At 68.8% G+C, this 22,738-nt stretch carries 15 protein-coding genes; 2 read left to right on the top strand and 13 right to left on the bottom strand.

All coding sequences use genetic code 11. The annotated features are described in order from the left end of the window. Positions 1–33: 33 nt before the first annotated feature. From ISN75_RS15350 to ISN75_RS15335, 4 genes are all read right to left on the bottom strand, one after another. A complete protein-coding gene (locus tag ISN75_RS15350) occupies positions 34–1,770 on the bottom strand; it encodes a J domain-containing protein (protein WP_343818532.1) in 1,737 nt (578 codons plus the stop codon). A gap of 126 nt (positions 1,771–1,896) precedes the next feature. After that, complete coding sequence (locus ISN75_RS15345) at positions 1,897–3,504, bottom strand: carboxyl transferase domain-containing protein (RefSeq protein WP_343818534.1); 1,608 nt, start codon at positions 3,502–3,504, stop codon at positions 1,897–1,899. 165 nt (positions 3,505–3,669) lie between these two features. Beyond that, positions 3,670–4,023, bottom strand: a complete 354-nt coding sequence (locus ISN75_RS15340) for a hypothetical protein (protein WP_167254051.1) — start codon at positions 4,021–4,023, stop codon at positions 3,670–3,672. Positions 4,024–4,169: 146 nt separating this feature from the next. Next, positions 4,170–5,351, bottom strand: a complete 1,182-nt coding sequence (locus ISN75_RS15335; RefSeq protein WP_168646974.1) for an acetyl-CoA C-acyltransferase — start codon at positions 5,349–5,351, stop codon at positions 4,170–4,172. Between the two features lie 247 nt (positions 5,352–5,598). Between ISN75_RS15335 and ISN75_RS15330 the strand changes: the two genes are divergently transcribed. Beyond that, complete coding sequence (locus ISN75_RS15330; RefSeq protein WP_343818536.1) at positions 5,599–8,409, top strand: S8 family serine peptidase; 2,811 nt, start codon at positions 5,599–5,601, stop codon at positions 8,407–8,409. Between the two features lie 36 nt (positions 8,410–8,445). Here ISN75_RS15330 and ISN75_RS15325 read toward each other — a convergent pair whose 3' ends face one another. Continuing rightward, positions 8,446–9,603: an isovaleryl-CoA dehydrogenase gene (locus ISN75_RS15325; protein WP_167254055.1), complete on the bottom strand. Its 1,158-nt coding sequence runs from the start codon at positions 9,601–9,603 to the stop codon at positions 8,446–8,448. 283 nt (positions 9,604–9,886) lie between these two features. Between ISN75_RS15325 and ISN75_RS15320 the strand changes: the two genes are divergently transcribed. After that, entirely contained in the window at positions 9,887–10,354 is a 468-nt protein-coding gene (locus tag ISN75_RS15320) for a WapI family immunity protein (protein WP_343818538.1), read from the top strand. A 5-nt stretch (positions 10,355–10,359) separates the two neighbouring features. Here ISN75_RS15320 and ISN75_RS15315 read toward each other — a convergent pair whose 3' ends face one another. From ISN75_RS15315 to ISN75_RS15280, 8 genes are all read right to left on the bottom strand, one after another. Then, a complete protein-coding gene (locus ISN75_RS15315) occupies positions 10,360–11,250 on the bottom strand; it encodes an aldo/keto reductase (RefSeq protein ID WP_343818540.1) in 891 nt (296 codons plus the stop codon). 29 nt (positions 11,251–11,279) lie between these two features. Then, a complete protein-coding gene (gene fabG, locus ISN75_RS15310; RefSeq protein WP_343818542.1) occupies positions 11,280–12,008 on the bottom strand; it encodes a 3-oxoacyl-ACP reductase FabG in 729 nt (242 codons plus the stop codon). Between the two features lie 55 nt (positions 12,009–12,063). After that, positions 12,064–12,612, bottom strand: a complete 549-nt coding sequence (locus ISN75_RS15305) for a hypothetical protein (RefSeq protein WP_167254063.1) — start codon at positions 12,610–12,612, stop codon at positions 12,064–12,066. Positions 12,613–12,709: 97 nt separating this feature from the next. Next, positions 12,710–14,851 (bottom strand): YccS family putative transporter, encoded by a 2,142-nt coding sequence (gene yccS, locus ISN75_RS15300; RefSeq protein WP_343203652.1) that lies wholly within the window; start codon positions 14,849–14,851, stop codon positions 12,710–12,712. 518 nt (positions 14,852–15,369) lie between these two features. Then, the gene (locus tag ISN75_RS15295; protein WP_167254065.1) at positions 15,370–16,473 is read right to left on the bottom strand and encodes a Glu/Leu/Phe/Val dehydrogenase; all 1,104 of its coding nucleotides are present in this window, start codon (positions 16,471–16,473) and stop codon (positions 15,370–15,372) included. 224 nt (positions 16,474–16,697) lie between these two features. Beyond that, positions 16,698–19,571: a TonB-dependent receptor plug domain-containing protein gene (locus ISN75_RS15290; protein WP_167254067.1), complete on the bottom strand. Its 2,874-nt coding sequence runs from the start codon at positions 19,569–19,571 to the stop codon at positions 16,698–16,700. Positions 19,572–19,724: 153 nt separating this feature from the next. Beyond that, positions 19,725–20,093 carry a hypothetical protein gene (locus tag ISN75_RS15285; RefSeq protein ID WP_343818545.1) on the bottom strand — a complete coding sequence of 123 codons (369 nt, stop codon included), beginning with the start codon at positions 20,091–20,093 and terminating at the stop codon, positions 19,725–19,727. 282 nt (positions 20,094–20,375) lie between these two features. Further along, positions 20,376–22,730, bottom strand: coding sequence for a Tat pathway signal protein (locus tag ISN75_RS15280; protein WP_343818547.1), 2,355 nt, complete (start codon positions 22,728–22,730; stop codon positions 20,376–20,378). Positions 22,731–22,738: the final 8 nt, after the last annotated feature.

The raw sequence follows: 22,738 nt of genomic DNA, 5'->3' as shown, positions 1-22,738 counted from the left end.
AACCCTTGTCGATAAATGAAACCCGCGGCGCGCTCAGCGCACGCCGGGCGTGGCCTTGCGCGTCAGCCAGGACTGGCCCATGCCCCAGAACACCATGGCCAGGGCGGACGTCCACTGGAACCACAGCGTGCTGCCCACGACGTAGCTGCGGAACGCGCAGATCGCGCCCATCAGCAGGATCACCCTGGGCAGGTATTTGTTGGCGTCCTCGCGCTTCAGATACGTGAGCAGCGCCAGCAGCATCGCCGACGCCGCCACGCCGTTGGAGACGTGATGCGGCGGCGGCAGCTGCGCGGCAGCGGCCAAGGAGAGCGCGGCGAGCAGCGGAACGAAGCTCGCCTGGATCGCCGTGGCCAGGCGCGAATGCGGCCCCGGCAAGGTCTGCCAGAACAGCAGGAAGTTGAACACGACGACATAGAGCGGCAGGGCGAACGTCGCCAGTATCGCGATGTCGACATAACGCCGCGGATCTGCCGCGGGCCCGGCCTGCCAGGCGACGAAAAAGCAGATCGACGCTTCCGCGGCCAGCGCAGCCAGCAGGCGCACGCCCCATACGATCAGCTTGGGCCGGGTCAGCTGGCCCGGCGCGCCGGCTTCGCTCCAGAAATACAGCGAGCGGTGGTCGAAGTAGCGGCCGAGCAGGCGCACGTGGCGGCCATGCAGGCCGACCGCGGCGCGCAGCCGGAAAATGAAATCGCCCAGTTCGCGCGGCAGCGACAGCGACAGCGCGAGCAGCAGGATGCGCGGCCAGCTGAAGGGGCGCGCAAGCTGGTCGCGCAGGCGGCGCGTGCGGGCCACGTCGATATAGCGCTGCTGCGGGTCTTCCACCGCGCGCGCCAGCAGGTTCACGCGGGCCGGCGCCATCAGCCAGGCCAGGTGGCGTTCGGCCACCGCCGACTGCGTGGCCTGCGCGTCGCCGCCCAGCGCCGCGTCCGTCCATGCGAAGAATTCGGCGAGCTGCTCGTAGCACATGCGCGGCATCGGCCGCGGTTCGGCGCGCAGCCAGTCCAGCGCGGCGCGGCCGGCCTGCTGTTCTTCCGCCAGCGACCAGGCCATGTTGCGCAGGCTGAGCCAGGCCCACAGGTCGGCCGGGTCGCCGGCCGTGCACAGCTCCTGCAGGCGCGCCAGGAAACTTTCCGGTTCGAAGCGTGCGCCGAGCCGCGGCTGTTCCGGGTGCTGGGCGAGATAGCGGCCGATCGGCACGTAGCGCTGGTGGCAGGTTTCGCGCAGGTAGAAAAGCAGGGGGCCATCGGCGCCGCGGGCGACCTGGTCCAGTTCGAAGTAGTCCAGCAGCGTATCGATGCAGGTCGCCGGCATCGGCATGGGGTTGTGGCGCAGCTGCCGCAGCACGGCGTCGCCGAGCTGCTGCTTGAGCCGCAGCGACCACAGGCCGGGGTGGTGCTCCAGCCAGCCGCGCAGCGCGGCGGCGTCGCCCTGGACGGCGATCAGCGAGAGTTCGCGCAGGAAGTCGTCGGGGTCGACCTGGATCGCGTCGTGGCGTTCCATCGCCGTGGCGGGAGGCGCGTGCGGGACTGGCTGCGGGCGCGGGGAGCGCTCGGCGGGAGCTGGCGCAGGCGCGGCAGGCGCGGGCATGGCGACGCGGTTGCGGCACCACTGCAGCGCCTGCTGGTAGGCATCGTGCAGGCGCTGGAAGCCGGCCGGGTCCTCGTCCGGCCGGTGCTGCTTCAACAGCTGCGCGTAGGCGCGCCTGATCGCCTGCTCGTCGGCGTCGGGCGCCAGGCCCAGCCGTTCAAAGATGCCGTGGATCATGCGGTTCCCTGCCGTGGTGCCGGTCCTCTCCCTGGGGCCGGCCCATCGCGCCGTCCGGCGCGATGGCTGCTATGCGTTCTGCGTGCACGTTCCGTCCCCCTGTCGAAAGAGCATGCCGCGTTTCGGCTACATACGGAACACGCCGTAGCGCTGCGGCTCGATCGGCGCATTGAGCGAGGCGGAGATGGCCAGGCCCAGCACGCGGCGGGTGTCGGCCGGGTCGATGATGCCGTCGTCCCACAGGCGCGCGCTGGCGTAGTAGGGGTGGCCCTGGCACTCGTACTGCTCGCGGATCGGCGCCTTGAAGGCTTCCTCGTCCTCGGCGCTCCAGCTCTTGCCGGCTGCTTCCAGGCCGTCGCGGCGCACGGTGGCCAGCACCGAGGAGGCCTGCTCGCCGCCCATCACGCTGATGCGCGCGTTCGGCCACATCCACAGAAAACGCGCGCCGTAGGCGCGGCCGCACATGGCGTAGTTGCCGGCGCCGAAGCTGCCGCCGATCACCACGGTGAACTTCGGCACGTGCGAGCAGGCCACGGCGGTGACCATCTTGGCGCCGTCCTTGGCGATGCCGGCGTTCTCGTACTTCTTGCCGACCATGAAGCCGGTGATGTTCTGCAGGAACACCAGCGGCACGTTGCGCTGGTTGCACAGCTCGATGAAGTGCGCGCCCTTGAGCGCGCTCTCGGCGAACAGGATGCCGTTGTTGGCGACGATGCCCACGGGGTAGCCGTGGATGTGGGCGAAGCCGCAGACCAGGGTCTTGCCGTAGCGCGCCTTGAATTCGTGGAATTCGGAGCCGTCGACGATGCGCGCGATCACCTCGCGGATGTCGAACGGGCGGCGCGTGTCCTGCGGGATCACGCCGTACAGCTCCTCGGCGGGGTAGCGCGGCTCGGCCGGCGGGCGCAGCGCCAGCGGGATGTCCTTCCGGCGATTGAGGCTGGCCACGATGTCGCGGGCGATCGACAGCGCGTGGGCGTCGTTCTCGGCGAAGTGGTCGGCCACGCCGGAGACGGACGTATGGACGTCCGCGCCGCCCAGCGCCTCGGCGTCCACCACCTCGCCGGTGGCGGCCTTCACCAGCGGCGGGCCGCCCAGGAAGATGGTGCCCTGCTCGCGCACGATGATGGTCTCGTCGCTCATCGCCGGCACGTAGGCGCCGCCGGCGGTGCAGGAGCCCATCACCACGGCGATCTGCGGAATCCCCAAGCCCGACATGCGCGCCTGGTTGTAGAAGATGCGGCCGAAGTGTTCCCGGTCCGGAAACACTTCGTCCTGCAGCGGCAGGAAGGCGCCGCCGGAATCGACCAGGTAGACGCAGGGCAGGCGGTTTTCCAGCGCCACTTCCTGCGCGCGCAGGTGCTTCTTCACGGTCATCGGGAAATACGTGCCGCCCTTGACGGTGGCGTCGTTGGCGACCACCACCACCTCGATGCCGTGCACGCGGCCGATGCCGGTGATGATGCCGGCGGCCGGCGCGGCGTCGTCGTACATGCCGTGCGCGGCCAGCGGCGAAAGTTCGAGAAAGGGCGAGCCGGGATCGAGCAGGGCGCGGATGCGTTCGCGCGGCAGCAGCTTGCCGCGCGCGGTGTGCTTCTCGCGCGCCTTGTCGCCGCCGCCTTCCGCGCTGACGGCCAGCTGGCGGTGCAGGTCGTCCACCAGCGCGCGCAGGTTGGCGCTGCCGGCCTGGAATTCGGGCGAGCGGGTATCGAGCTGCGAGGTAAGGACACTCATGAGGCGAGGGCGCGTTCGAAGGGAAAGGCCGGATGATAGCGGCCGGCGCGCCGGGGCCGAAACGCACCGCCGCATTTCCTCGCGCGGCGCCGCGCTATTTCTCGCGGACGAAAAAAAACCGGCCGCTTGCGCGACCGGTTTTCCTTGAAGCAGATCGCTAAGGGATTACTGACCCTTGGCGGCGTCCTTCGCCTTGTCCGCAGCGTCCTTGGCGGCGCCGGCAGCGTCCTTGGCAGCGTCGGCGGCCTTGGAAGCGGCATCGGCAGCCTGCTCCATGGCGGCGGCCGGAGCGGTGCCGGCAGCAGCCGGGGCAGCAGCGGTCGAAGCCGGAGCAGCAGCCGGAGCGGCGGCGGTCGCGGCGGCAGCCGGAGCCTCGGCAGCCTTCTGAGCCTGGTCAGCCGACTGCTGAGCCTGGTCAGCCGACTTCTGGGCGTCCTGCGCGGAATCCTGCGCGCCGTTGCTGCAAGCCGCCAGCAGCGCGACGAGCGCGGAGGCGAGTAGGGTACGCGTGAACTTCATTGTTGAATCTCCTTTGCCGTGGAATGCCGTTTGGCGGGCGTATTAATAGCGCTTTCGCGGAATTTGCGCCACATCTTTATTTAACAAGGCCATAGCCGGTTATCCCCCTTTCATGGGGGTACCGGCCGGGCCATGCCTGTTCTGCTTTAGAGCAGTTCGACCGCGATGGCGGTGGCTTCGCCGCCGCCGATGCACAGCGAGGCGACGCCGCGCTTCAGGCCGCGGGTCTTCAGCGCGTTGAGCAGGGTCACCACCAGGCGGGTGCCGCTGGCGCCGATCGGATGGCCGAGCGCGCAGGCGCCGCCGTTGACATTGAGCTTGTCGTGCGGGATGCCCAGCTCGCGCATCGGCGCCATGGCCACCACGGCGAAGGCTTCGTTGACCTCAAACAGGTCCACGTCCGCGACCTTCCAGCCGGCCTTTTCCAGCACCTTCTGCATGGCGCTGACCGGGGCGGTGGTGAACCATTCGGGTTCCTGCGAATGGGTGGCGTGCGCCACGATGCGCGCCAGCGGCTGGATGCCGCGGGCCTTGGCGTCGTCGGCCGAGAGCAGCACCACGGCGGCGGCGCCGTCGGAAATGCTGGAGGAGCTGGCGGCCGTGATGGTGCCGTTCTCCTTGCGGAAGGCGGGCTTGAGGGCCGGCACCTTGGCGATGTCCGAGCGGCCCGGCTGCTCGTCGGTGTCGACCACCACGTCGCCCTTGCGGCCGGCCACGGTGACCGGGACGATCTCGCCGGCGAAGGCGCCGTTCTGCTGCGCGGCCTGCGCGCGCTTGACCGACTCGATGGCGAAGGCGTCCTGCTCCTCGCGGGTGAAGTGGTACTTGTCGGCGCACAGCTCGCCGAACACGCCCATGGCCTTGCCGTCGTACGGATTGGTCAGGCCGTCCCAGGCCATGTGGTCGACCAGCTGGCCGTCGCCGTAGCGGATGCCGGTGCGCGCGTTGACCATGTGCGGCGCATTGGTCATCGACTCCATGCCGCCGGCCACCACCACGGCGGACGAGCCGGCCTTGATCAGGTCGTGGCCGAGCATGATGGCCTTCATGCCCGAACCGCACACCTTGTTGACGGTGGTGCAGCCGACGGCGGTGGGCAGGCCGGCCTTGAGCGCCGCCTGGCGGGCCGGGGCCTGGCCGAGGTTGGCGGGCAGCACGCAGCCCATCAGCACTTCATTGACGTCCTGTGCGGCGATGCCGGCCTGCTCCAGTGCGGCCTTGATGGCGGTGGCGCCCAGCGTGGGGGTGGGCACGCCGGTGAACTGGCCGAGGAAAGAGCCGATGGCGGTGCGCTTGGCGCCCGCGATGACAACACTGACGTCCGACATGGAGATCTCCGCAAGGACTGGGTGGGCAGGGGATGCCCGTAGGGTGTGTAGCGATCGCCGGATTATCGCAGCCGCCTACCACTGTCGGCAAACCGTTGCCGCGCCAAGGGTTTGCATGCGACCTCCGTCATTATTCCTTCGCAATTCGTTGCGCCGGCTTTGTGCCAACATTAGCCGCAGGAATCGCCGGCCGCGGGCAAGCCGCGCCGGCTCTGACATGGGTCGTCAAAGCCTGGGGATCAAGATCATGGGTATGGGGAACGGTTATCCGCGCCAGCGCGAAGTGTGCCTGGCCGTCGTCGTGGCATTGGGCCTGAGCGCCTGCGGCGGAGGCGGCGGCAGCGGCAATGTCCGCGTCTCGCCGAGCACGCCGCCAAGCACGCCCTCGACACCCTCGCAGCCGTCCAGCCCGCAGCCGCCGATCGACGCGCAGCTCACGCTGACCGACACCAATGCGGCGCACGCGCAGGGCTATACCGGCCAGGGCGTCACCATCGGCGTGGTCGACAGCGGCGTCATGCGCAACCACCCGGCGCTGGCCGGGCGCGTGCTGGCGGACCTGATCTACGTCGACCCCAGCGTCAACAACACCAGCATCGACGACGTGGTCGGCCACGGCACCTGGGTGTCGCAGGTGGCCGCGGGCAAGCCGGTGGGGCAGTTCGTCGGCGGCATCGCGCCGGGGGCGGACATCGTGTCGGCGCGCATCATCGCCGACAAGGCGCCGACCGACGACGGCTCCGGCCAGGGCAACCGCGTCACCACCGCCGACCCGCTGGGCGCGATCAACGACGATCTGATCGCCAACGGCGTGAAGGTGATGAACAACTCCTGGGGCGGCCTGTACTGGGACGCCACCGCCACCGCCACCACGCAGAGCTTCCACGACGCCTACAACCGCTTCGTCAACAGCTGGGGCGGCCTGGTGGTGTTCGCCGCGGGCAACGATTCCAAAGCCAACCCGAGCGACGTGGCGGCGCTGCCGGCGCGCGCGCCCGACCTCACCCGCGGCTGGCTGACGGTGGTGGCGGTGGACAGCAACAACCCCACCAAGCTGGCCAGCTATTCGAACGCCTGCGGCATCGCCATGAACTACTGCCTGGCCGCGCCGGGCAATCTCATCGTCACCGGCAAGGACGACACCGCCGCCAGCACCAGCTACTACATCATCACCGGCACCTCGTTCGCGGCGCCGCAGGTGTCGGGTGCGGCGGCCCTGGTGTGGCAGGCCTATCCGTATTTCAGCAACGACCTGGTGCGCCAGACCCTGCTCGGCACCGCGGCGGATCTCGGCACGCCCGGGCCGGATACCACCTTCGGCTACGGCATGCTCGACGTGGGCAAGGCGGTGAACGGTCCGGCGAAGTTCGACTGGGGCGACGTCACGGTGAACTTCGCCGGCAGCTCCAGCTGGAACAACCCGATCTCCGGCGCCGGCGGCCTGATCAAGCAGGGCACCGGTACCTTGCTGCTGACCCAGCCGTCCACTTACACGGGCCTGACCCAGGTGCAGGGCGGCGTGCTGTCGGCGAAGTCGCTGGCTTCCGGCGTGGCGATCAGCGCGCAGGGCACGCTCACCGACACGCACGGCATCGGCGGCAACGTGGCCAATGCCGGCGTGCTCACCGTGCGCGGCGGCGACGTCAACGTGGCCGGCAGCTATCAGCAGATGAGCGGCGGCCGGCTCGCGCTGGAACTGGGCTCGGCGCTGCGCACCGGCGGCAGCGCCACGCTGGGCGGCGGCGATCTCTACGTGATCGGCGCGGGCTCGGGCTATGTCGCCAATGCGCATACCAATGTTCTGGTGGCGAACGGCGGGCTCACCGGCACGTTCTCGGCGGTCAACACCGCGTCCAATGTGTTCCTCAATGCGTCGATCAATTACGACGCCACCAGCGCCTGGCTCAACGTCACCCAGGTGCAGGTGACGGCAGTGCAGGGCATGAGCTACACCGCCGCCTCGATGGGCGCGGCGCAGCGCGTGGACGGCGCCTTCCAGCAGCTCAATACGCAGCTCGCGCAGAACGGCGCGGGCGGGCAGGCGGCGGCGTCCGGCTTTATCCAGGGCGCCGCGCTGCTGCAGCAGTCGCCGAACCTGGGCTCCGCGCAGCAGTCGCTGGAAAGCCTGTCCGGCCAGCTGCATGCGGCGAGTGCGGCGATGACCTTGCAGGCGATCGACGCCAGCACGCGCGCGTTCTCCGACCGCTTCGACGAACTCGCGCAGGCGCCGCAGGCCGGCGGCTGGGCGCAGAACCTCGGCTACCAGGGCTCGATGGCGCGCGCCGGCTACGGCAGCGTCGGCATGGACCTGAGCGGCTGGATGGTCGGCCAGGACCGCCGCCTCGGCCCCAATGGGTTCGCCGGTTTCGCGGTGGCGCAGATGCAGGGCCTGGGCCGCCTGGCCGAAAGCGCCGACCAGGGCCGCAGCCGCGCGGTCGAGGGCAGCCTGTATGCCGGCGTCATGCGCGATTCCTGGTATGCGATGGGCCGCCTCGGCATCGGCGGCTACCAGGAAAACATGCGCCGCCAACTGCAGCTCGGCGACGCCACCACCGCGGTGGCCAGCGATACGCGCGGCCGCTACGGCGTGGCCTACGGCGAAAGCGGCTACCGCTTCGATGCCGCCGGCCTGCGCGTCACGCCTTATGTGGACGTGCAATACACGCGCATCCAGCGCGACGGCTTCAACGAACTGGGCGGCTACGGCTTCGGCCTGAAGTCGCCGGGCCAGACCATCGAACGCTGGCAGGCCGGCGCCGGCCTGCGCGCGGCGCGCAGCTGGCTGGTGCCCAGCCTGGGCCGGCTGGATCTGAAAGCGCGGCTGTCCTGGCAGCAATCGTTCGCCACGCGCGGCGACGTGTTCGACGCCAGCTTCACCGGGCTCAATCAATGGGCGCCGCTCGGCGGCATCGGGCTGGCGCGCTATGCGGGCCTGGCCGGGCTGGAACTGGACTGGCGCTTCTCGCCGCGCGGCGCGCTGCTGCTGGGCTACGACCAGTACTTCGGCCAGCGCGACCAGTCGAGCATGGCCACCCTGGCGTATCAGTACCGCTGGTAGGCAGGGCGCGGCGCCGGCGCGCGCTCCGCCGGCGGCTCAGGACTTGCCGTGGAACAGCTCGCGGCCGATCAGCATGCGGCGGATCTCGTTGGTGCCGGCGCCGATCTCGTACAGCTTGGCATCGCGCAGCAGGCGGCCGGCCGGGAACTCGTTGATGTAGCCGTTGCCGCCCAGCGCCTGGATCGCTTCCAGCGCCACCTTCACCGCGTTCTGCGAGGCGTTGAGCAGGCAGGCGGCCGGGTCGATGCGCGACTTGCTGCCGTGGTCGAATTCCTGCGCCACCATGTAGGCGAAACCGCGCGAGGACTGCAGCGCGGTGTACATGTCGGCAACCTTGGCCTGCATCATGCCGAAGGTGCCGATCGGCGCATTGAACTGCTTGCGCTCGCGCACATACGGCAGCACCAGGTCCATCGCCGCCTGCATCAGGCCGAGCGGGCCGCCCGAGAGCACCAGGCGCTCGGTGTCCAGGCCGCTCATCAGCACGCGCACGCCTTCGTTGACTTCGCCCACGATATTTTCGGCGGGGATCTCGCAGTCCTCGAACACCAGCTCGCAGGTGTTGGAGCCGCGCATGCCCAGCTTGTCCAGCTTCTGCGCGGTGCTGAAACCCTTCATGCCCTTTTCGACGATGAAGGCGGTCATGCAGCGGCTGCCGGCCGGACGCGGCGCGGTGCGCATGTAGACCAGCAGCACGTCGGCGTCGGGACCGTTGGTGATCCACATCTTGGAACCGTTGGCAACCCACACGTCGCCGCGCAGCTCGGCCTTGCAGCTCATCGAGCCGACCACGTCGGAACCGGCGCCGGGCTCGCTCATGGCCAGCGCGCCCACGTATTCGCCCGAGCACAGCTTGGGGATGTACTTGCGGCGCTGTTCCTCGTTGCCGTTGTGGAACAGGTTCTGCACGCACAGGTTGGAATGCGCGCCGTAGGACAGACCCACCGAGCCGGAAGCGCGCGAGATCTCTTCCATCGCCACCATGTGCGCGAGGTAGCCCAGGCCGGTACCGCCGTAGGTCTCCGGAACCGTCATGCCGAGCAGGCCCATCTCGCCGAACTTGCGCCAGAGGTCGGCCGGGAAGACGTTGTCGTGGTCGAGCTGGGTTGCGCGGGGAGCAATCTCCTTTTCCGCGAAGGCGTGCACGCTTTCGCGCAACAGGTCGAGCTCTTCACCGAGGGAAAATGGACGCATCGGAAGCTTCCGGCAGAGGCGGGGGAGCCGGAAATGCTAACGCAGGAGCGGTGCCGGCCTATGGCGCAGCGCACCACGACGCCGTCGGGGGCGGCATCGGGCTGGAATAAGTCCGATTGCTTCTGTCCGTGAGGTGGATCACAGTTATGCAGAATAAGTGGGTGGGGGCACCTCAGGGACTATGGATGTGAGAGGTTTTCTCGCGCTCCCGGCATTGCTCGGGGGCTTGAGCGCTTGGGCGCGCCGGCGGCTGCGCAGGGGAGTCTGGACACGCGGCGCATCGGTGAGCATCGAGCTGGGCGGACTGCGCCTGCGCGTGCTGCGCCGGGAACAGCCGTCCGCCGCCGACGCCTGGTGCCGCAATCAACTGCTGGTCGACGCCCGCTGCGAAGCGCAGGAGCGCGCGCTGCACGCGCACGGCACCTTGCTGTCCGCGGTGGATCTGCAGGCTTGGTGCCTGAAACTGCCGCCGCTGCTGGAAGGCGAGCTGACCGAACTGCATCTGTGCAGCGTCAGCGACCGCATCGGCCTGCATCTGCAGCGGCCGGTGCAGGAAGACCTCACCGCCGTGACGGTGGCCCTGGTCGATCCCGCGCGCGACGGCCAGACCCTGTACGACGCCTGGCACGCCGGCCGCGGCCTGCTGTTCCTGGTCACGCAGATCCAGCTGCAGGAATTCTTTGCACAGCTGGAGCGCGCGATGCATCGCTTCCCGGTGCGCTACGGGCACGCGCAGCGGCAGCCGGCGTAGCAGGCTCAGGGCACCGGGTGCCCTTGGCTGGCGGTCCAGATCGCATACCAGTCCTCGTTGCTCAGCCGCACTTCCAGTGCGGCTACCGCTTCGCGCAGGCCTTCGATGCGGCCGCTGCCGGTGACCGGACAGGGCCGCGAGGGATGGCGCAGCACCCAGGCGAAGGCCAGCGTGGCCAGGCTGATCCGCAGCCGCGCGGCGATCGCCTCCATGCAGGCACGCACGCGCACGGCCTGTTCGTCGGTGCCGGTGAACAGCCGGCCGCCGCCCAGCGGCGACCAGATCATCGGCCGCAGGCCCAGCTGCTGGGCCTGGTCGAGCGTGCCGTCGTCGAGCGCATCCAGATGCAGAGGCGACAGTTCGAGCTGGTTGGTAAGCAAGGGCACATGCCGGTGCAACAGCGCGAACTGGCTGGCGCTGTGGTTGGACACGCCCCAGTGGCGCACCTTGCCTTCGCGGGTGAGCGTGGCAAAGGTGTCGGCCAGTTCCTCCGCATCCATCAGGTAATCGGGGCGGTGGATCAGCACCAGGTCCAGCTGATCGGCATGCAGGCACTGCAGCGAGCGCTCCACCTGCGCGCGCACGTAGGCCGGCGTGGTGTCGTAGTAGTTGATCGGATACGGCCGCTTGGCCGAACGCAGGCGGATGCCGCACTTGGTCACCATCTGCATGCGCCGGCGCAAAGCCGGTGCTGCCTTCAGCGCCGCACCGAAGGTGGCTTCCTCTTCGTAGTCGCCATAGATGTCGGCGTGATCGAACGAGGTGATGCCCAGCTCCAGCGCCTGCTCGATCCAGCGCACGCGCGCCTGCACGTCGAGCTTCCAGCTGGTGAGCCGCCACAGGCCGGCGACGATGGGAGAGAGCTGCAGGTCAGGTACGGGGAAGGGCGATGGCATGATGGCTCTTTCGTTCTATCCAGAAGATGTCAGCACAAGCCGCCGTTGACCGCGAGCACCTGCCGCGTGATGTAGCCCGCCTCCGGACTCATCAGAAACTGCACCGCACCGGCCACTTCCTCCGGCGTACCCATCCGCTGCATCGGGATCGCCGCGAGAATCTCTTCCAGCGGCAGTCCGGCATCGACCATATCGGTATCGATCAAGCCCGGCGCCACGCAGTTGACGGTGATCCTGCGCTTCGCCAGCTCCAGCGCCAGCGCCTTCGCCGCGCCGATCACGCCGGCCTTGGATGCGCTGTAATTCACCTGCCCGCGGTTGCCGATCAGGCCGGACACCGAGGTGATGCACACGATGCGCCCCGGCGCGCGGCGGCGGATCATCGGCATCACCAGCGGATGCAGCACGTTGTAGAAGCCGTCGAGGTTGGTGCGCAGCACCTGGTCCCAGTCTTCCTCGCTGAGCGCGGGAAACGCGCCGTCGCGGGTCAGCCCCGCATTGCACACCACGCCGTAGTACGCGCCATGCGCGGCGACATCCGCTTCCAGCGCGGCGGCGCAGGCGGCGCGGTCGGCGATATCGAACTGCAGCACGCGCGCCTGCCGGCCCAGCGCCTGGATCGACGCCTGCACCGCCTCGGCCTCGTCGCGCCGCGAGCGGCAATGCAGCACCAGCTCGTAGCCCGCCTGCGCCAGGCGCAGGGCGATGGCGCGGCCGATGCCGCGGCTGGAACCGGTGACCAGGATGGTGTCGGTCATGCGTGGCTGTCCTCGATAAGCGCAGCGGCAACGATAGCGAAGCGGCGCGCGGCGATCACGCCGCCTGCCGCAATACGCGCCGCCGCACCAGCCATTCGCCGGCGAACAGCGCGCCCATGGCCAGGTAGGCGATCAGCCCGTTGTACAGCGTCCACCAGCGCAGCGGCGCCCACAGCGTAAGCGCGGCCGAGGCCAGCGCATTGGCGGCGAAGAAGCCCATCCACAGCCAGGTCACCTTGCGCGTGTACGGCACGGCGGCGGCGGGCAGCTGCGGGTCCTGCACGCGGGCGATGCGTTCGATCATCGGCGGCCCGTAGCGCAGGGTCAGCCCGAAGGCGAGCAGCAGCAGCGCGCAGACCAGGGTGGGATACCAGCGCAGCAGCTGCGATTCGCCGCTGAGCGCCAGCAGCGCGCAATAGGCCAGCGCCGCGCCCAGCATCCAGCGGCCGCCCGGCTGGTTCCACAGCGCCGGCGCGCGCAGCAGCCAGGCGGCGCCCAGCGCCAGCGCAAAGATCTGCGGCGGCACGTATCGCATGCCGGCATACACCAGGAAGGGATACAGCACGCCGACGGCGAGCAGCAGGAAGGAAGTGAGTTTGCGCATGCGGCCGGTCGGCACTCCACGAAGCAGGCGGGGCTCGCCACCTCCGCGACTATGCGCCCGCGCGGTGCGCGGGCCGGCGGCATGCTACCAGAGGCGGCTAGCTGTCCCGCACTTCCAGCGCCAGCTCGGCCAGGCGCTCGCGCTGGGCCAGGATCAGGGCGAGCTGGCCCAGCACCAGGCGGGCGGTCTCGTCGCCGCCGGCATACGCGGGCATGGTCAGCAGCAGCGGCGCAGGTTCGTTCGTCTCCACGGATTCGGCCAGCTGCTCCAGCGCTTCCACGGTCTGCGCGCCGCAGGACTGCACGGCCTCGCGCGCATGCCCCGCGGCCAGCGCCTGCCGATTGGCGCCGAGTGCCGAAAGCTGGCTGAGCAGCACGTGCGCCGCGCCCAGGAAGCGCAGCAGGGATTCGCCGCCGCGCCGGTGCCGGCCCGGTTCGCGCAGCATGTTGGAGAGCACTCCGCTGAGGTTGGCATCGGCGTTGTGGGCGTCGCGCCGCGCGATGCGGTAGGGCAGGTCGTCGCGCCGGCCGTCGGCGTACTGCGCCAGGATGCTGGCCAGATAACGCGCATCGCAGCGCAGCGTGTCGGCCATCACCTGGTCCAGGCGCCGCCCCTGCCAGTCGGGCAGCACCAGGTGGATGGCCAGCGCGGCGATCGCCACGCCGATCAAGGTGTCGACCATGCGCGGCCACATCACCTCGTAGCCATTGCCCACCTGGTTGAAGCACAGCACCACGAACAGCGTGATCGCCGCGGTGGCCAGCGTGTAGCGCCGCTGGCGCGCGGCGAAGAACACCACGCCGGCCACGATCAGCAGCGGCACCTGCGCCGGCCCGAACGGCAGCAGCCGCAGCGCCGCCCAGCCAGCCACCAGCCCCGCCAGCGTGCCGGTGGTCCGCTGCAGCAGGCGCCGCCGCGTGGCGCCGTAGCTGGGCTGGCACACCAGCAAGGTGGTCAGCAGGATCCAGTAGCCGTTCTGCGGATGCACCACGCGCAGCACCGCATAGCCGGCCAGCAGCGCCAAGGCCAGGCGCAGCGCATGGCGGAAGCGGAACGAGCGCGGCGTGAACTGGATGCGGATGCGCTCCCACGCCTCGGCCAGGTTGCCGGGGCCGGGGTCCTGCAGGGCGCTTTCCTCGCCGGGCACCGGGCCGCTCGCCGGCTGCTCGCGTTCGAGCAGGGACTGGATCGCATCCATATTGCGCAGCAGCGCATCGAGCGAACGCAGCAGGTGCGCATCCGGCGGCGTGGCCTGGGCATGCAGCGCCTCGATCGCATCGCGCACGTCGTCCAGCGCGGCGCGCGCGCCGTCGTCGACCTGCAGCGGCGTGCGCAGGCGCAGCGTCCGCGCGCGCTGGCGGCACAGGCCGGCGTGGCGGCGCAGCAGGTGTTCGCAGCGGAACAGCACGTCGCTGTGGAAGAACGCTTCGGCCAGCGCGTCGTACGGGTAGTGCGAGGAGCTGACGCGCTCGTGGATGTCCTGCGCCGCGAAGTACAGGCGCAGGCGTTTCGCGGTAGGGCCGCTGGGCCGGCGCGGGCCGATGCGGTCGATCAGGATCAGCCGCGTCTCGTTGAGCGCCTGCACCACTTTCTCGTTGCGCATGGCGAGCTCCTGCTGCAGGGCCTCGCGATCCACGCCCGGCAGCGGCGCGAACAGCGCCGCCTTGCCTTCGAGATAGCCGGCCAGCGCATCGAAGGTGCGCGCCAGCGCATGGCGCACCGCCTGCTGCGGCGACAGCGCGCTCCACAGCAGCGAGAGCAGGCCGTACCACGCCGCGCCGGCCAGCAGCAGCGCCGGTTCGCGCAGCGAGCCGGGATGCGCGCCGGCATCGGCCGCGATCATGGTGTACACCGACAGCAGCAGGGCGGAGCCGGCGATGGTCGCGTAGCGATGGCTGGCCGCGCCCAGCATCACCAGCGCGAACGTCGCCAGCGGCAGGCCCAGCGCAAACAGCACCGGATGCGGCAGCAGCAGCTGCACCGAGCTGGCGGCGACGGCATAGCAGGCCAGCGTCACCAGCAGGGTGGCCAGGCGGCTGCGCCAATGGTCTTCCGTTTCGGCCAGCGCGCAGGCGATCACGCCGAGCAGGGCGGGGATGGCGTCGGCGAAATGGCCATCCGCCAGGCAGTACAGCACCACGCCGCCAAGGCCGAGCAGCACGCGCAGGCATTCGGCAAAACGGTCGGAGCCGCGGATGCGGCGCCAGGTGTCGGCGATGGAGGATGGGGCCAGGGTCACCCCACAAGGATACGGAAAGCCCCTCCCCCTCCGGGAGAGGGGGAGGGTACGGGCGGCGCGGTGCGTCCCGCTCCGCCCGCCCCCTCATCCGCCTGCCGGCACCTTCTCCCGGAGGGAGAAGGGTTCAACCTGAGAAGCTGAGGCAGAGCGCACCGCTCAAGCGGCCCTCAGTTCTTGAACATCCTCTCGGCCACGGCACGTTGAAGCAGCCGTTACGTAAACGCACTGATGTTTCGTGTAGACCCAGGTTAATCAGGCTACCGCAGACGCCCACCGCTCCTTCTAGTCGCGTCGCGAGCCTTGGCTCTTAGGCCATTCTCTCTTTGGTTACTTTCTCTTTGGGCCAGCAAAGAGAAAGTGACTCGGGCGCCGGCAGGCGTCCGAAATGCCCGCTGCATAAGCGGCCAAGTCGCGACAACCCCATCTAGTCGCTACTGGATCCCGGCCCACACCGGAATGACGAGTAAAAAAAAACGCCCCCCAAACGGGAGGCGTTCCCAAACACCAAAGCGCGCCGCTTACTGCCCGCGCATACGCCCCGCAAACCGCGGCGCACCATTACCCATATGCGGCAACTTGATCTTCCCGATCGAGGAAATCCGCTCCTCCGCCAGGCGATCAGCCGCCTTATACGTCGGCACACCCTCAGTCTTCGAAATCTCGAAAATCCGACCCAGGTTGTAATAAATGGTACGCATCATGCGCATCGCCCGCTCACGGTTATACCCGTCGATCTCCAGCGACACATTCATCACGCCACCCGCGTTCACCGCATAATCCGGCGCATACAGCACCCCGCGGCGCGTCAGCTCATCACCGATCGAATCGGTAGCCAGCTGGTTGTTGGCCGCACCGCAGATGATCTTCGCCTTGATGCGATCAATCGTCTGCTCATTGAGCGTGCCACCCAGCGCGCACGGCGAATACACGTCGGCGTCGACGTCATAGATTTCGTCCAGGCCCACGGCCTCGCAACCCAGCTCATCCACGCAGCGCTGCACCGCATCCTTGTTGATGTCGGTGACGAACACCTTCGCCCCCTGCTCGCGCAGCAGCTTGATGAACTCGCTGCCCACGTGGCCGCAGCCCTGCACGGCGTAGCTGTACTTGCCCACGTCCTCGTTGCCGTGCTTGACCTGCAGCGCGGCCATCAGGCCCTGCAGGGTGCCGAACGCGGTGAACGGCGAGGGGTCGCCCGAGCCGCCGTGCACCTGGTGCACGCCGGTCACGTATTCGGTTTCACGGAACACGTATTCCATGTCGTTGACGTCGATGCCGACGTCTTCGGCGGTGATGTAGCGGCCGTTGAGCGAGTTGACGAAGCGGCCGAAGGCGCGGAACAGCGCTTCGGACTTGTCCTTGGACGGATCGCCGATGATCACCGCCTTGCCGCCGCCCAGGTTCAGGCCGGCCACGGCGTTCTTGTAGGTCATGCCGCGCGACAGGCGCAGCACGTCGTTGACCGCGTCCTGCTCGGTCTTGTACGGCCACATGCGCAGGCCGCCGAGGGCCGGGCCCAGCACCGTGTTGTGGATCGCGATGATGGCCTTCAGGCCGGCGTCCTTGTTGTGGCAGAAGACGACTTCTTCGTGACCCGTTTTGGCGATGGTTTCGAAAATCATTGGAACGGTGACTCCACGGTGGGGTGGCGCGGTTGGGGATGCGGTGGTCGGTACGGCGGCCGCGGGGCGGCGTGCGCATGCCTCTAAAGTCAAAACCCCGACCGGGGGTCGGGGTGTCAACACAGTCCATAAGTCTAGCGGGTCACCCGGCAGGGCGCTGTTGCGTTGCAGCAGGGGCGGCGCGGCACCGCGCGCCAGCCCTTGGCCCGCCTCGTTTCACTCGATCAAAACGTCAGCGTCGCCCGGGCCCAGTAATAGCGGCCCATCACGTCGTAAGTGGCTACGTCGGTGTTCGAGTTGTTCACGTTGTTCTGGTACAGCAGGGGCGGCTGCTTGTCGGCCAGGTTGTCCACGCCGATGTCGAAGCGCGTGCGCCAGCCCTTCACTTCGTAGCCCAGCTGCACGCTGTGGTAGGCGTACGCGCCGACCTTGCGCACCACCGACGGTACGGTCAGGTCGGCCGACAGCTGCTGCCGCGCGTCGGGGCTGCCTACCTCGGTGCGGCCGACATAGCGCAGGCGCCAGCTCGCGCTCCACGGACCCTGCGCCCAGTTCAGCGTGGCCAGCCCGCGCCAGCGCGGGAAGTTGCCATAGGCGTAGGTGTAGCGGCCGGCGTTGTGGATGGTCACCGAGGTGGCGTCGGACGGGTCGGGATTGACGTCGTAGCGCGCCACGTAGGTGGTATCCAGGCGCAGGTTGAAGCGGCCGTAGCGCTCGGTGTTGAAGCGATACGCCACGCTGCCGTCGACGCCCTTGGTGGACAGCGCGCCCAGGTTCACCGTCGGCTCCGCCACGTAGTTGATCGCGCCGCTGGCGAAGCGGTGGATAAAGCTGCAGAACGGGCTGGCCGGGTTGGCATAGCACTGGTTCAGCACCGTCTGCGCCGAGATGGCGGTGATGGTGTCGTTGAGGTTGATGCGCCACACATCCGCGCTCAGCGACAGGCCCGGCACCCATTGCGGGTCGTACACCACGCCGAAGTCGAAGGATTTGCCTTGCTCCGGCTTCAGCTGATAGCCGGCGGCAAGCGAGCCGGAAGTCTTGGCCGAGATCTCCGGATTCGCCTGCCGGTAGCTGCCGTCGGTGGGCACGCTGGCGCAGGCCTGCGGATGGCCGCCCGTATAGCCGTTACAGGGGTCGTTCACGGTGGGCGCGTCGCCCGCGATGCCGCCGTACAGCTCGCTGATGTTCGGCGCGCGGAACACCTCGGACACCGTGCCGCGCAGCAGCAGGTTGTCGATCGGCCGCCATTCCACCGCCAGCTTGCTGTTGGTGCTGCGGCCGGCGCTGCTGTAGTCGGACCAGCGCGTACCCAGGGTGAGGTTCAGCGCCTGCGCCCAGGGCTTGCCCGACAGCAGCGGGATCAGCGTTTCGGCGTAGGCCTCCTTCACGTTGAAGCTGCCGGCGAGCACCGAGCTGCAGAACTCCACCACGCCGCACAGGCCGTTGAGGTCGGCCACCGCCAGCGGATCGGTGCGCGTGGACGTGCTCTCCTTGCGGTAGGAGAAACCGGTGGCCAGGTTCACCGTGCCGGCGGGCAGGTCGAACAGGCCGCCGTTGGCGTTCGCTTCGAACTGCTTCACCGTATACGCGGTGGTGGTCACCGGATTGCGCTGGATGTTCTTCAACGCCGCGATGGTGGTGGGGTCGTTGACGTTGAAAATATTGATCGGCGTGCAGCCGGCGATCGGATTGCCCGGCGTGCCGCAGGTCACCTTGCCGCTGGACGCATCGAGATACGAAGGCCCCAGGCCTTGCTGGAAGCCGGCGTAATCGAGGAAGCCGTAGTTGACCGACTTCTGCCGTACCTTGCCGTAGTTGAATGCCGCATCCCATTGCCAGCTGCTGTCGCCGAAGCCGCCGCGCAGGCCCGGTGTCACCTGCAGGTTGTAGGTGTTGTAGCTGTAGCGGCGATAGCCCAGGGTAGTGAAGCGCGTATTGAAGTCGCCGTTGTTGGCGCCGCTGACGCGGTCGGTGCCGAAGTCCACGCCGAACGGGTTGTAGTAGTTGTCCTTGGACACGATGAAGTTGTCGCCGTTGGCGAACACCGGCACCGGCGCGATCTGCGATTCGGACTGGGTCTTGGTGTAGTAGAGGTTGGCGTAGGCTTCGAGCTTGTCATTGAGCTTGTACTTGCCCAGCACGAAGAACTGGTCGCGCTTCTGCGGCGTCTGCAGGATGTTGTCGCCCTGGTAGTTGTAGCTGTCCGCGACGCTGTAGCAATGATAGTCGCCGGGCGTGGTGGCGCCGCTGACGCCGGCGTTGAGCGCCACGCGCGACGTGCAGCCTAGGGCCCTGGCCTGCGCGCCGGGCAGGGTGATCGCGCCGTATGGCGTGGCCGAGGAGCCGCTGACGATCACCTTGCCGCCGGTGAGGTTGAGCGCGTCGCGCGAGAACGAGCGGTCGCGCGCCGATACGGCATCCAGGCTCTGGTGCCCTAATCCGGCGATGACGCTGCCACGCTCGTTGCCTTGCCCTGCGGTCAGCGTGAAGTTGCGGCGGGTGCCGTCGCCGCGGCTGCTCTGGGCGAAATCGCCCGACAGCTGCACGCCGCTGAAATGCTCGCGCAGGATGAAGTTCACCACGCCGCCGATCGCATCCGAACCGTAGATGGCCGAGGCGCCGTCGCTCAGCACTTCCACGCGGTCGATCATGTTGGCGGGGATGCTGTTGACGTCGTTGTAGGCCAGGCGCACGCCGTTGACCAGGATCAGCGTGCGCTTGTCGCCCATGCCGCGCAGCGAGATGGTGGCCGCGCCGGTGCCGCCGCCGTTATTGGTATTGGCATTGGTGGCGTTGCCGGCGATCGACGGCAGTTCCTGCACCAGGTCGCCGAGCGTGGCCTTGCCGGTGGCGGCGATCTGCGCGCGGTCCAGCGTCACCACCGGGTTGGCGGTTTCGACGTCGACGCGGCGGATGCGCGAACCGGTGACGGTGACGGTTTCCAGGCTCTTGGCTTTCTGCGGATCGGCGGCGTCGGGCGGCGGCGCGTCCTGCGCCCAGCCAGGTGCTGCCATGGCGACCGCGGTGCTGGCGATGGCGAGCTTGACGGCGAGGCTGAGCGCGCGTGGATGGCGACAGGCGGAACGTGGATGCATGGGCGGATACCTCGTGGTGCCAGTGATGGGGCATGCGCAACGGCCGTCCCTGCGGCGATTGCGTTTCGTCGGGCAACAGCACGCCGTGCCGGGCTGGCGGCCCGGCCGGGTGCGTTGCGTTGCTGCGGCCCGCGCGAGGCGGGCGTGACGCGCTCAGCCCTGGCCGGGCGCGTCGGATTGCTGGCGGTACACGGTGTGGCGCCCCCCGTGGAATTCCTTTAGCGGTCGCGCCGCGACGGCCTCGAAACGAAGCCCGTGCGCCGAAAGCGTGCGCAGCCGGGCGGCCGCTCCAGGCCGCCCGGCTGCCACGCCCGGCGCCGGCCGGGGTCTGGGTTTCGAAGGGGAAGCGGCGTGCGGGCCGTCGTCGTCATGGGAGCGAATGCTGGCATCGAAACGCGCGAATGCATCGGCAACCGAGCCGGTACGGCACCAGAACGAGTCAGCCGGCGAGTGGCGGAATTTCGCCGCGGCGGCAGCCTTCGTCAGGAATCGCTTGCGGTGATCGCTACATCCGGACGGCATGCCCTCTCCCCGTGCGTGCGGCCGCGCGTGGACGCGGCGTGGCGGTTGGCGGCGCGTCCCCCGATGCGCATGGTTTCATCCTGCCGTCACATGCGCGGGGCGTCTTGTCGTATTTGGGAAAGAGGCGTGCGGAATTGCGCATAGTGGTTTCAGCGCAGCGCAACGTACTCCCTCTCCACTCCTGGGAGAGGGCCGGGGTGAGGGGTCGGGGAGCGAAGTGCATCGCTTCGCCCGTACCCTCATCCGGCTGCCGCCACCTTCTCCCGAAGGGAGAAGGGTTTCTCAGATAAACGTTGCGGAAATTTGCACGACTTCGGTGGCCTTGCCATCCAATCGCACGCTCTCCCCACGCCGCTCCTTCACCACGGCTCCCTCGGCGCGCACATTCCCCAGCCGCTTACCTTCCGGCGCCCGAAGACTCAACCACACGGCACCGGGCACACGTTCCGGCAGCCTGACCTCCCCCGTCACGCCATGCCCGCCATCCGGCTGCAGACGCACATCCACGCGCCCCCATCGCGTCGGCGCGCCGCGCATTTCGATGGCTCGATCTCCACCCATCCACCGCCGCGGCACCGCGCGCGCCAGGTGCAAGACCTCGCCCTCGCTGTCCTCGAACACCACCATCCACCGCAGCAGCAACGGCATCGTCAACTGCGCCGGCATGCAGAACAGCGGCATGCCGCCGCTCAGGTCGCTCACCTCGCCCGCGGTCCAGCTGCCCGGCGTATGCGCGTGATAGCGGTGCGCGTAGAGGAACAGCAGGTACTCGTCGATCCGCCCCAGCCGCAGCAACTGCTGCGCATAGCCGTAGGAAATAAAGCCCAGGATGTCGCGTCCGTCCGGCGAAGGCGGCGCCACGTTCGCCACCACGCCGATCGAGGTGGCGCCGTGGCCGCGCATGCAGTCGATCACCAGGTGGGCGAGGTCGTCCGGCAGCACGTCCGCCTGCAGCAGTTCGGCATAGGCGCGATGCGGCCATTGCTGTTCGCTGGGCTTTTCCTGCAGCAGCGACTGGCGGAAGGTGAGCTTCGCGCCGGGCAGCGGGCCGACATAGGGCGGATGCAGATCGTGGCGGACATTGGCGCGCACGCTGCGCACGAGCTGCGCGGCGAGTACGCGCGAACGCTCCTGCCAGCGATCCGCCAAGGCCTTGCCACGGGCATCGATGCGCTCCCACACCGCCGCCAGATCGCGCAGGCCGCGCGAAGCCAGCGCACTGTTGGCGTAGTAAGGCTTCCACCACAGCTGCGGCTCGGGGAACAGGCAGGCGTCCGACTCGTTCCAGCCATGCAGCAGGCCATGGCCGGGGTCGTTGTTCGGCAGGCGCAGGCTGACATCGTGCAGGTCCAGCAGGATGCGCGCGGTGGCTTCGATCTTGCCCTGGTGCTTGCGCAGCAGCGCCGCGTCGCCGGTGTAGTGCAGATAGCGCGCCAGCAGCGACAGCGTCAGGCCGAACTGGCCGGTTTCCGCGCCGCGCATGTTGACCATGCCGTCGGCCTGCACGAAATCGGTGAAATAGCCGTCCAGCACTGCCGCGGCCTGCGCGTTGCGGCCCCATTCGAGGTTCGCGTAGAGCGAGCTGGTGAACGTGTCCTGGAAGCCGTCGTACTCGTTGCCGTAGTAGTCGCGGTCCACCGCGCCGTACTTCGGATAGCTGCCACCGGGCCGCACCACCAGTTCGCGCGCGAACGCATGGCGCGCCATGTCGGCCCAGCTCGGATCCGGCGTGTGCATGGCGCAGGCATCGGCAAGCTGTTGCTGCCAGGCATCGTGGAAGCGCAGCAGGGCGCGATAGAAAGCTTCCGCCGATGGCGGCTGCCGCGTGGGTGGATACGAGGGATAGCTGTAGCCGTAATGCACTTCGCTCACGCGCCCATGCTCGACCAGCGCGGTGCGGTGCCAGGTCTGCACCACGAAGCGGTCGGCCGCGTCGACGTCGGCGAACACCAGCACGTCGTACCAGCGCCCCTCGCCCAGCGGGAACACCTTGTGCACCGCCGGCAGCCAGCCGCCGAGCAGGCCTTCGCGCCGCTGCGGCGCGAGCTTCTCGTCGCGCAGCGCCGCCGTTTCCTGCATGGGCTTGAAGGTGCGCGTGCGGCCGTCCGGAAACACCGGCATGGTGTCGGCGCAGGCCACGTTGCCGACGAAGGTGGTCCACGGCAGGCGGCCGTTGTAGTCCTTCGGGTCCAGCGTCGAGGCGAGCGGAGGCGCGGCGAGGCGTACCTGTTCGGGATCGGGTTCGCCGCGCTTGAGCAGGCGGTCGGCCAGCAGGTCGGCGTCGGCCAGGGCCAGTTCCTTCAGCGCGAGGCCGAGATAAGGCGTGCCCGCTTCGGCGGCGCAGGACTCGGTGCGCTTGCCCAGCACGCAGCCGCCATCCGGACCGGCCAGGGTGATCGCGCCATCCGGCGTGCTCAGGTCTTCGAATACCGACCAGGCGGCGCCTTGCACATCGAAACCCGCGAGCCGCGCATGGCCTTCGGTGGAAAGCTTGGCGAGCGGGATGCGTGGCGGCGGCGCCAGCGTGCCGGCGCCTCCCGCCGGCGCGCCCGACTGCGCCGATGCCCCTTCCCAACCCACCAGCCCCGCGGCCGCGCTCGTCGCGGCCAGGCCTTGCAGAAAACGACGCCGATCCATTCGATTCC

Source organism: Dyella marensis (assembly GCF_049532885.1).
GTDB lineage: Bacteria > Pseudomonadota > Gammaproteobacteria > Xanthomonadales > Rhodanobacteraceae > Dyella_D > Dyella_D marensis.
Note: the sequence above shows the minus strand (reverse complement) of the source record. Positions and strands in the feature narration are given on the sequence as shown.